The sequence below is a fragment of the Streptomyces sp. NPDC007917 genome, from assembly GCF_042959105.1.
Lineage (GTDB): Bacteria > Actinomycetota > Actinomycetes > Streptomycetales > Streptomycetaceae > Streptomyces.
In genome coordinates this window covers 1-11,438 of the sequence record NZ_JBIBKK010000057.1, presented here as the reverse complement: position 1 = coordinate 11,438, position 11,438 = coordinate 1, and the positions used below count along the sequence as shown (strand labels likewise).

General features: G+C 72.0%; 1 protein-coding gene. It reads right to left on the bottom strand.

What is annotated here, in order from left to right; all coding sequences use genetic code 11:
• Positions 1 to 11,438: SDR family NAD(P)-dependent oxidoreductase (locus tag ACFZDL_RS46950; RefSeq protein ID WP_353597250.1), on the bottom strand; the 11,438-nt coding region annotated here is incomplete at both ends.

Sequence of the window (11,438 nt, the reverse complement as noted above, 5' to 3'; positions counted from 1 at the left end):
GCACGCCGATCGGCCACGGCGACCGGGCCGAACGCACCCTGCACCATGCCGAACACCCGGTCACCCACCTCAAAAGCGGTGACCTCCGAGCCGGTTTCGACGACCACTCCGGCGGCCTCGCTGCCCATCAGGCCGGGGTCGCCCGGGTACATGTCCAGGGCGTTGAGCACATCGCGGAAGTTGAGTCCTCCGGCGTGTACCTCCATCCGTACCTGACCGGCGGCAAGCTGATCCTGAGGCGCTTCGGTGATCAGTTCGAGGGCGTCCAGGCTGCCCTTGCGCCGGCTCTCCAGCCGCCACGGCACCCCGCCGGGCGGGGGCAGCAGTCCGGTGGAGGAGGCGACCGAGGCCAGTCGGCCGACGAGTACGACGCCGTCCCGGACCGCGACCTGCGGCTCATCGGACGCGACAATGCCGGCCAGCACCTCGGCGGCCTGCTGCCGACCGTCGAGATCGGCCAGGAGGAAGTGTCCCGGGTACTCCGTCTGCGCCGAGCGCAACAGCCCCCACACGGCCGCGGCGCGCGGATCCGTTACGGTGTCGCCGCTCCTCGCCGCGATGGCCCCGCGCGTGATGAACACCAGGCGGGAGTCCGCGTACCGCTCGTCGGCCACCCAGTGCTGGACCAGCTCCAGCGCCCGGGCCGTCACCTGGTGCGTCGAGCCCTCCCCGTCCGGGGCCTCGGTGTGTCCTACGGGGCCGGGGGCGCCGAGCGAGCCGACCTCGACCATGACCACGTCGGGCACCGTTTCCAGCGACACCAGGTGCGCGAGCGCGTCCGTGGACAGCTCGACCGTCTCCGGCCCGTCTCCGGGCTGCGAGGCGGCCGGGGCAGCCACCCAGTCCAGCCGGTAGAGGGAATCGTACGCGTGGCCGACGGTGTTCCCGGCGGCCAGTTGCTCCGCGGACACCGAGCGGATGGCCACGGACTCGACCGAGATGACGGGCGCACCGGCCGGGTCGGCCGCGGCCAGGGTCAGCGACCCGGCGGCGTCATGGACCAGCCGCACCCGCAACACGGACGCCCCGTTGGCGTGCAGGGAGACACCACTCAGCGAGAACAGCAGCCGGCCCCGCCCGGACTCCGGGTCCGCCCCCGGGAGGTCGGCGAAGGATACGGCGTGCAGGGCCGCGTCCAGCAGGGCCGGGTGGATTCCGAACGACGCGGCGTCGTTCACCTGCTCGGGCAGGGCGACCTCGGCGAACACCTCGTCCTCGGTCCGCCACACCGCGCGCAGCCCCTGGAACACCGGGCCGTAGGCGACGCCGCCCTCGGCGAACCGCTCGTAGAACCCTTCCATGTCAGCGACGACCGCGCCGGTGGGCGGCCATACGGTGGCGTCGAAGTCGGCCGTCCGCTCACCGCGCGCCAGCACACCGGTGGCGTGCTGCACCCACGGCTGCTCGGCGGCGTCCGCGGGCCGTGAGTACACGCTGAGGCTGCGACGGCCCGAGGGGTCGGGAGCACCCACCCGCAGCTGGACCGCGACCGCGTCGCGCTCCGGCACCACCAATGGCGCCTCGAGGGTGAGTTCATCGACCAGGTCGCAGCCGACCTGGTCGCCGGCGCGGATCGCCAGCTCCAGGAAGCCGGTGCCCGGGAAGAGCACCACACCGGCCACGGCGTGGTCCGCCAGCCACGGGTGCGACCGCAGCGACAGGCTGCCGGTGAACAGCAAGCCCTCGGAGTCCGCCAGTTCCACGGCGGCACCGAGCAGCGGATGTTCCGGGGACACCAGACCGGCGGCGGTTACATCGCCCGCCCGCGTGGCTTCGGAGGGCCAGTAGCGCTGTCGCTGGAAGGCGTAGGTGGGGAGGTCGACGCGGTGGGCATCGGTGTCCGCGAACACACTGGCCCAGTCGACGTCGCCGCCACGGACGAAGACCTCCGCCAGCGAGGCCAGGAACCGGTCGCTGCCGCCCTGGTCCCGCCGCAAGGTGCCCGCTACCACAGCGGTCACATCGACGTCGTCGACCGTCTCCTGGACCCCGACCGTCAGCACCGGATGCGCGCTGACCTCGATGAAGGCGCGGTGGCGCCGGGCCAGCAGCTCCCGGATGGCCGGCTCGAAGCCCACCGTCTGCCGCAGATTCCGGTACCAGTACTCGGCGCCCAGCTCACCGCCTTCGAGCCACTGGCCGGTCACCGTGGACAAAAACGGCACCTCTGCCGCGCGCGGGGCGACCGGAGCGAGCTCCGCCAGCAACTCCTCACGGATCTGCTCGACGTGGACGGAGTGGGAGGCGTAGTCCACGGCGATCCGCCGGATACGGACCTCCGCGCCGCTCCACTCCTCAATCAGCCCGTCCAACGCCTCCTGATCACCCGAGACCACGACCGACCGGGGCCCGTTCACGGCGGCGACCGACACCCGGCCGTCCCACCGCTCCAGCCGCGCCTCCACCTCAGCGACCGGCAGCGGCACCGACGCCATGCCACCGGCACCCGCAAGCCGCCGCGCGATCGCCTGACTGCGCAACGCCACTACCCGCGCGCCGTCCTCCAACGACAGCGCACCGGCCACACACGCGGCGGCGATCTCACCCTGGGAGTGGCCCACCACGGCGTCCGGCTCCACACCACAGGAACGCCACAGGGCCGCGAGCGACACCATCACCGCCCACGACACCGGCTGCACCACATCCACCCGCTCCAACGACGCAGCACCCGGCGCCTGCCGCACCACATCCATCAACGACCAGTCGATAAACGGCGCAAGAGCAGCGGCACACTCCCCCAACCGCTCCACGAACACCGGGGACTCCTCCAGCAGCCGGGCACCCATCCCCACCCACTGCGAACCCTGCCCCGGGAAGACGAACACCGACTTCCCCTCGACATCGGCCACACCCCGAACCACACCCGCCGTGGGGTCGTCATCGCCCAGGGCGCGCAGACCGGACAGCAGTTCGTCACGGTCGCCACCGATCACCACCGCCCGGTGCTCAAGCACCGACCGCGTGGACACCAGCGAGCAGCCCACATCCACCGGCCTCAGCTCCGGATCGGCCTCCACCCGCGCCAGCAGACCGACCGCCTGCCCCCGCAACGCCGCAGCCGTCTTCGCCGACACCACCCACGGCAAGGCAGCAGGGGTCACGGCAGAGACGTCCTCGTCAGCCGGCATCGGCTCGGCAGGCTGTGGCGCCTGCTCCAGGATGGCGTGCACATTGGTGCCGCTGACGCCGAACGCCGAGACACCGGCCCGGCGCGGACGCCCGGTCTCCGGCCACTCCACGGCCTCGGTCAACAGCTCCACCGCGCCCGCCGACCAGTCCACATGCGTCGACGGCGCGTCCACGTGCAGCGTCTTCGGCAGCAGCCCGTGCCGTAGCGCCATCACCATCTTGATCACACCGGCCACACCGGCCGCCAGCTGGGTGTGCCCCATGTTGGACTTGATGGAGCCCAGCCGCAGCGGGAGTTCACGATCCTGCCCGTAGGTGGCCAGCAGCGCCTGCGCCTCGATCGGGTCGCCCAGCGTGGTCCCGGTACCGTGGGCCTCCACCGCGTCCACGTCCGAGGTCGTCAGACCGGCGTTCGCCAGCGCCTGCCGGATCACCCGCTGCTGCGACGGACCGTTCGGCGCCGTCAGACCATTCGACGCACCATCCTGGTTCACCGCCGAACCCCGCACCACCGCCAACACCTCATGCCCAAGGCGCCGCGCATCCGACAACCGCTCCAACACCACCAGACCCACGCCCTCCGACCAGCCGGTCCCGGCGGCCGAGTCGGCGAACGGGCGGCAGCGGCTGTCCGGCGAGAGCCCGCCGTGCTGGTCGAACTCCCCGAAGGCCGCCGGGGTGGACATCACCGTCACACCGCCGGCCAGCGCCAAGGAGCATTCGCCCGAGCGCAGCGACTGCGCCGCCAGGTGAATGGTGACCAGCGATGACGAGCACGCGCTGTCCACTGTCAGCGCCGGGCCTTCGAGGCCGAAGGTGTAGGAGAGCCGACCGGACGCGACGCTGGTCAGCAGACCGGTCATCTGATGGCCTCGGGATTCCTCCGGCGGTACGTAGCCACCGCCGGCGGCGCCGATGAAGACACCGGTGTCGGTGCCGCGCAGGCCAGCCGGGTCGATGCCCGCGCGCTCGAAGACCTCCCACGAGGTCTCCAGCAGCAGCCGCTGCTGCGGGTCCATGGCCAGCGCCTCACGCGGCGAGATCCCGAAGAAACCCGCGTCGAACTCGGCGGCGTCGTAGAGGAAACCGCCCTCGAAGGCGAGGTCGCCGTAGACCTGCCAGCCGCGGTCCGTGGGGAGTTCGGCGATGGCGTCCCGGCCCTCGGCGACCAGCCGCCACAGGTCCTCGGGCGAACGGACACCGCCCGGGTAGCGGCAGCTCATCCCGACGATCACGATCGGGTCGTCCATGGACCCGGATGTCGCGGCGGCCGGGACGACCACCTCGCCGCGTTGGCCCACGAGCTCCGAGAGCAGATGCTCGGCGAGGACGATCGGAGTGGGGTAGTCGAAGACGAGTGTGGACGGCAGGCGCAGCCCGGTGGCGGTGTTCAGCCGGTTGCGCAGCTCGATGGCGGTCAGCGAGTCGAAGCCCAGCTCGCGGAACTCCCGGCGCGCCTCGACGGCCTCGGCCGAGGCATGGCCGAGGACCGCGGCCGCCTGGCCGCGGATGATGTCCACCAGGACCGGTGCGCGTTCGGACTCCGCCACTGCCGCCAGCTGCCGGGTGAGCGCCGCCGCCGCGCCCGACGCGGACGCCGATGCCGCTGCCGCCGCGCGGCGGGTGGTGCGGACCAGCCCGCGCAGCAGGCTCGGCACCTCGGGCTGGGCACGGAGCGCGGCGAGGTCCAGACGTACGGGGGCCACCACCGGCTCGTCGCAGGACGTCGCCGCGTCGAAGAGGGCCATGCCCTGCTCGCCGTTGATCGGCGGCAGGCCGGCGGCGCTCATGCGCTGGATGTCGGCGTCGGTGAGCTTGCCGGTCATGCCGCTTTCATGGGCCCACAGGCCCCATACGAGCGACTGGCCGGCCAGGCCCGCCGCCCGGCGCCCGCGGGCCAGGGCGTCGAGGGCGGCGTTGGCGGCGGCGTAGTTGGCCTGGCCCGGGTTGCCCATCACCCCGGCGAGCGAGGAGAACATCACGAAGCCGGCCAGGTCCAGGTCGCGGGTCAGCTCGTGCAGATGCCATGCCGCGTCCACCTTCGGCCGCAGCACGGCGCTCAGCCGCTCCGGCGTCAGCGCCCCCACCACACCGTCGTCCAGCACACCCGCCGCATGGACCACCGCCGTCAGCGGATGCTCCGCCGGAACCAACGCCAGCACATCCGCCACCGCGTCACGATCCGCCACATCACACGCCACCACCGACACCTCGGCACCCAGCGCCGCCAACTCCGCCCGCAACTCCACGGCACCCGGAGCATCCAGCCCACGACGACTCGTCAACAGCACATGCCGCGCCCCACGCTCAGCCACCACATGCCGCGCCAGCACACTGCCCAGACCACCCGTACCCCCCGTGATCAGCACGGTGCCCTCGGGGTCCCACTCACCCGGCATGGTCAGCACGATCTTGCCCGTGTGCTTGGCCTGACTCATATAACGGAAGGCATCCCGCGCCCGCCGCACATCCCAGGTCGTCACCGGAAGCGGACGCAGCACACCCGCCTCGAACAGCTCCATCAGCTCGACCAGCATGCTCTGCAGGCGCTCGGGGCCCGCGTCGAGCAGGTCGAACCAGGTGTACGTCGCGTCGGTGAAGCTGTCGGCGTCGCGGATGTCCAGCTTGCCCATCTCGATGAACCGGCCGCCCGGGCGCAGGAGCCGCGCGGACGCGTCGATGAACTCGCCCGCGAGCGAGTTGAGCACCACATCCACACCCCGCCCACCACTCACCTCAAGGAACCGCTCCTCGAAATCCGTCGTACGCGACGAGGCGATGTGATCGTCCGGAACCCCCAGCGAACGCAACGCCTCCCACTTGCCCTCACTCGCCGTCGCGAACACCTCAGCACCCACATGCCGCGCCAGCTGGATCGCCGCCATACCCACACCACCGGCACCCGCATGCACCAGCACCGACTCACCCGCCGACAACCCCGCCAGATCCATCAGCCCGTAATACGCGGTCAAATACGCGACCGGGACGGATGCGGCGTCCTCGAACCGCCAGCCCTCCGGAATCCGGGTCACCGCCCGCTCAGCGGCCACCGCGAGGGGCCCGAAGGAGCCGTCGACCAGTCCGACCACCCGGTCGCCGACGCGCAGCCCGGTCACCTCCGGGCCGGTCTCGACGACCACACCGGACGCCTCGCTGCCGAGCGGCCCCACCTTGTCCTGGAAGGCGCCCAGTGCGTTGAGGCCGTTGAGAAGATCGCGGAAGTTGACGCCGGCGGCCCGTACGGCCACGCGGATCTGTCCGGGGGCCAGCGGTCCGGCCGCCTCCGGGAAGCTGAGCAGTTCCAGGTTGTCCAGACTGCCCTTCTGCCGGCTGTCCAGCCGCCACGGCGCTCCCCCGGCCGGAGGCAGCAGCGAGCCGCGTGAGGTCACGGCGGCCAGTCGGCCGACGCATACGCCGCCGTCGCGCACCACGACCTGGGGCTCGCCGGAGGCCAGCGCTGTCCGCACCTCGTCCGGGGAAGCGGCGTCCACGAGCACGAACCGTCCGGGGTTCTCACTCTGGGCGCTGGAGACCAGTCCCCAGACCGCCGCGGCCACCATGTCCGGCGACTCGACGGCGACGGCATCGCGCAGGACGAAGACCAGCCGGGTGCCCTGGAGTCGGTCGTCGGCCAACCAGTTCTGGATGAGCCTGAGCGCCCGCGCGGTCTCCTGGTGCACCGCTTCGGCCGCCGAGGGGAAGTCGGCCGATCCCCAGGTGACCGTCGCCACCTCAGGCACCTTCTCCAGCGACGCCGGGTCCGTGGCCTGCTCCGCCGTCAGTTCCACGATGTCGAGCCCACCGGACGCCGCCGTGTCGACCTGGACGGGGACCCACTCCAGGCGGAACAGCGAATCGCGCTCACCGGCTCGGGCCCCGTCCAGCTGTTCGGCCGACACCGGGCGCAGCACCAGCGAATCCGCCGAGACCACGGGCGCGCCGTCGGTGTCCACGGCCGCCAGCGAGACCGACTCCCCGTCCCGCCGGGTCAGGCGGACGCGCAGCATGGTGGCGCCCGTGGCGTGCAGGGACACGCCGCTCCAGGAGAAGGGCAGACGTCCGCCCTCGGCCGCGTCGAGGTTCACGAACGACACGGCGTGCAGGGCCGCGTCCAGCAGGGCGGGATGCATCCCGAACGCCTCGGCGTCGCCACCCGTCTGCTCGGGCAGGGCGACCTCGGCGAACACCTCGTCGCCGCGCCGCCACACCGCCCGCAGCCCCTGGAAGAGCGGTCCATAGGCGAATCCGCCGTCCGCCAGCCGCTCGTAGAAGTCCTCCATGTCGGCGACGACCGCGCCTTCGGGCGGCCATACGGCTCCGTCGAACCGCGCCGTACGCTCCCCCTGGGCGAGCACGCCGGTGGCATGGTGCACCCACGGCTGCTCGGCTGCTTCGGCGGCGCGCGAGTACACGTTCACGGAGCGGCGGCCGGTGTCGTCCGGCGCCCCCACCCACAGCTGGACGGCGACGGCGTCACGCTCCCCCAGCACCAGGGGGGCCAGCAGGGTGAGCTCGTCGACCAGGTCGCAGCCGACCTGGTCGCCGGCGCGGATCGCCAGCTCCAGGAAGCCGGTGCCCGGGAAGAGCACCACGCCGCCCACCGCGTGGTCGGCCAGCCAGGGGTGCGAGCGCAGCGACAGCCGGCCGGTGAACAGCAGGCCCTCGGAGTCCGCCAGTTCCACGGCGGCACCGAGCAGCGGATGCCCGGCGGCCACCTGGCCCAGGCCGGTGACATCGCCCACCCGCATGGACGGGTTCGGCCAGTACAGCTCGTGCTGGAAGGCGTAAGTGGGGAGGTCGACGCGGTGGGCGTCGGTGTCCGCGAACACACTGGCCCAGTCGACGTCGCCGCCACGGACGAAGACCTCCGCCAGCGAGGCCAGGAACCGGTCACTGCCGCCCTGGTCCCGCCGCAAGGTGCCCGCTACCACAGCGGTCACATCGACATCGTCGACCGTCTCCTGCACCCCGACCGTCAGCACCGGATGCGCACTGACCTCCACGAATACCCGGTGACGCCCCGCCAGCAGCTCCCGGATGGCCGGCTCGAAGCCCACCGTCTGCCGCAGATTCCGGTACCAGTACTCGGCACCCAGCTCACCGCCTTCGAGCCACTGGCCGGTCACCGTGGACAAGAACGGCACCTCTGCCGCGCGCGGGGCGACCGGAGCAAGCTCCGCCAGCAACTCCTCACGGATCTGCTCGACGTGGACGGAGTGGGAGGCGTAGTCCACGGCGATCCGCCGGATACGGACCTCCTCGCCGCTCCACTCCTCAATCAGCCCGTCCAACGCCTCCTGATCACCCGAGACCACGACCGACCGGGGCCCGTTCACGGCGGCGACCGACACCCGGCCGTCCCACCGCTCCAGCCGCGCCTCCACCTCAGCGACCGGCAGCGGCACCGACGCCATACCACCGGCACCCGCAAGCCGCCGCGCGATCGCCTGACTGCGCAGCGCCACCACCCGCGCGCCATCCTCCAACGACAACGCACCCGACACACACGCCGCCGCGATCTCACCCTGCGAGTGACCCACCACCGCGTCCGGCTCCACACCGCACGAACGCCACACCGCCGCGAGCGACACCATCACCGCCCACGACACCGGCTGCACCACATCCACCCGCTCCAACGACGCAGCACCCGGCGCCTGCCGTACGACGTCCATCAGCGACCAGTCGATGAACGGCACAAGAGCAGCGGCACACTCCGCCAACCGCTCCGCGAACACCGGGGACTCCTCCAGCAGCCGGGCACCCATCCCCACCCACTGCGAACCCTGCCCCGGGAAGACGAACACCGACTTCCCCTCGACATCGGCCACACCCCGAACCACCACGGCCGCGGGATCGTCATCACCCAGCGCACGCAGACCCGACAGCAGCTCCTCACGATCGCCACCGATCACCACCGCCCGGTGCTCAAGCACCGACCGCGTGGACACCAGCGAGCAGCCCACATCCACCGGCCTCAGCTCCGGATCGGCCTCCACCCGCGCCAGCAGACCGACCGCCTGCCCCCGCAACGCCGCAGCCGTCTTCGCCGACACCACCCACGGCAAGGCAGCAGGGATCACGGCAGGTTCGGGCCGTGGGTCGGCGGACGGCGGCTCCTCAGGCAGCGGGGCCTGTTCGATGATGGTGTGGGCGTTGGTGCCGCTGAGACCGAAGGACGAGACCGCGGCCCGGCGCGGACGGCCGTGCTCCGGCCACTCCACGGACTCGGTGAGCAGCTGGATGTCCCCCAGCGACCAGTCCACATGCGTGGACGGCTCGTCCACGTGCAGCGTCTTGGGCAGCAGGCCGTGCCGCAGCGCCATCACCATCTTGATGACACCGGCCACGCCGGCAGCAGCCTGGGTGTGCCCGATGTTCGACTTCACCGACCCGAGCAGCAGCGGGTGTTCGCGGCCCTGGCCGTAGGTGGCGAGGAGTCCCTGCGCCTCGATGGGGTCGCCCAGCGTGGTGCCGGTGCCGTGGGCCTCCACCGCGTCCACGTCCGACGCCGCCAGACCGGCGTTCGCCAGCGCCTGACGGATGACCCGCTGCTGGGACGGTCCGTTCGGCGCGGTGAGGCCGTTGGAGGCACCATCCTGGTTCACCGCCGAACCCCGCACCACCGCCAACACCTCATGCCCAAGACGCCGCGCGTCCGACAACCGCTCCAACACCACCAGACCGACACCCTCCGACCAGCCGGTCCCGTCAGCGCCCTCCGCGAACGCCTTGCACCGGCCGTCGCCGGCAAGCCCGCCCTGAGCGCTGAAGTCGATGAACGGACCGGGGGTCGCCATGACGGTGACGCCGCCGGCCAGCGCGAGGGAGCACTCTCCCGACCGCAGGGCCTGCACCGCGAGGTGCATGGCCACCAGGGAGGAGGAGCATGCCGTGTCGACGGTGACCGCCGGGCCCTCCAGACCCAGCGTGTAGGAGATCCGGCCCGACATCACGCTGCCGGCCGTGCCGGTGCCGAGGAAGGCACGCACGTCCTGCGGGAACTCCAGGCGCCCCGACGCGTAGTCGTGGTGCAGCGAACCGACGAAGACACCGGTCTGGCTGCCGCGCAGTGAGGTGGGAGCGATTCCGGCTCGTTCGATGGCCTCCCAGGACACTTCCAGCAGCAGCCGCTGTTGCGGGTCCATGGCCAGTGCCTCGCGCGGCGAGATTCCGAAGAACCCGGCGTCGAACTGACCCGCCTCGTGCAGGAACCCTCCCGCTCGTACGTAGCTGGTGCCCCGGCGCGCACGATTCGGGTCGTACAGCGACTCCAGGTCCCACCCTCGAGACGTCGGAAACTCCGAGATGCCGTCGCCCTCGGCGAGCACCAGGTTCCACAGGTCCTCCGGCGAGAGGACCCCGCCCGGGTAGCGGCAGGCCATGGACACGATGACCACGGGGTCGTCGTCCGTACGGACCGCCCCGGCCACGGGGGCCTCGACGGCGCTGTCGGCTCCGACCAGTTCCGCCACCAGGAAATCGGCCAGCACAGCGGGCGTCGGGTAGTCGAAGACGAGTGTGGAAGACAGGCGCAGCCCGGTGGCCGTGTTCAGCCGGTTGCGCAGCTCGACCGCGGTCAGCGAGTCGAAGCCGAGCTCGCGGAACTCCCGCCGGACCTCCACCGCGTCCGGTGACGCGTACCCCAGGACGGACGCGACCTCGGCGCGTACCAGATCCACCAGGATCTGGACCCGGTCGGCGCCCCGCAGCCCCGCCAGGCGCCGGGTGAGGTCGGCGGCGGCGCCGGAGGCGGGCAGCGCCGCGGCCGCCGTACGCCGTGCCGGCCGGACGAGCCCACGCAGCAGGCCCGGCACCTCGCCGCGCGAGCGCAGGGCCGGGAGGTCGAGCGGTACGGGGACGACCATCGCGTCGTGCAGCGCGGTGGCCGCGTCGAAGAGGGCCATGCCCTGCTCGGCGCTGATGGCCGGGAGTCCGGCGGCGCTCATCCGCTGCAGGTCGGCCTCGCTCAGGCCGCCGGTCATCCCGCTGTCCTGTGCCCACGGCCCCCACACCAGCGACTGCCCCGCGCGCCCCTCGGTCCGACGGCGCATCATCAGCGCATCCAGGAACGCGTTGCCCGCGGCGTAATTCGCCTGGCCCGGTGCGCCCATCGAGCCGGACACCGACGAGAACACCACGAACGCTGCCAGATCCAGCTCACGCGTCAGCTCATGCAGATGCCACGCCGCGTCCACCTTCGGCCGCAATACCGCGCTCAGCCGCTCCGGCGTCAGCGCCCCCACCACACCGTCGTCCAGCACACCCGCCGTATGCACCACCGCCGTCAGCGGATGCTCCGCCGGAATCCC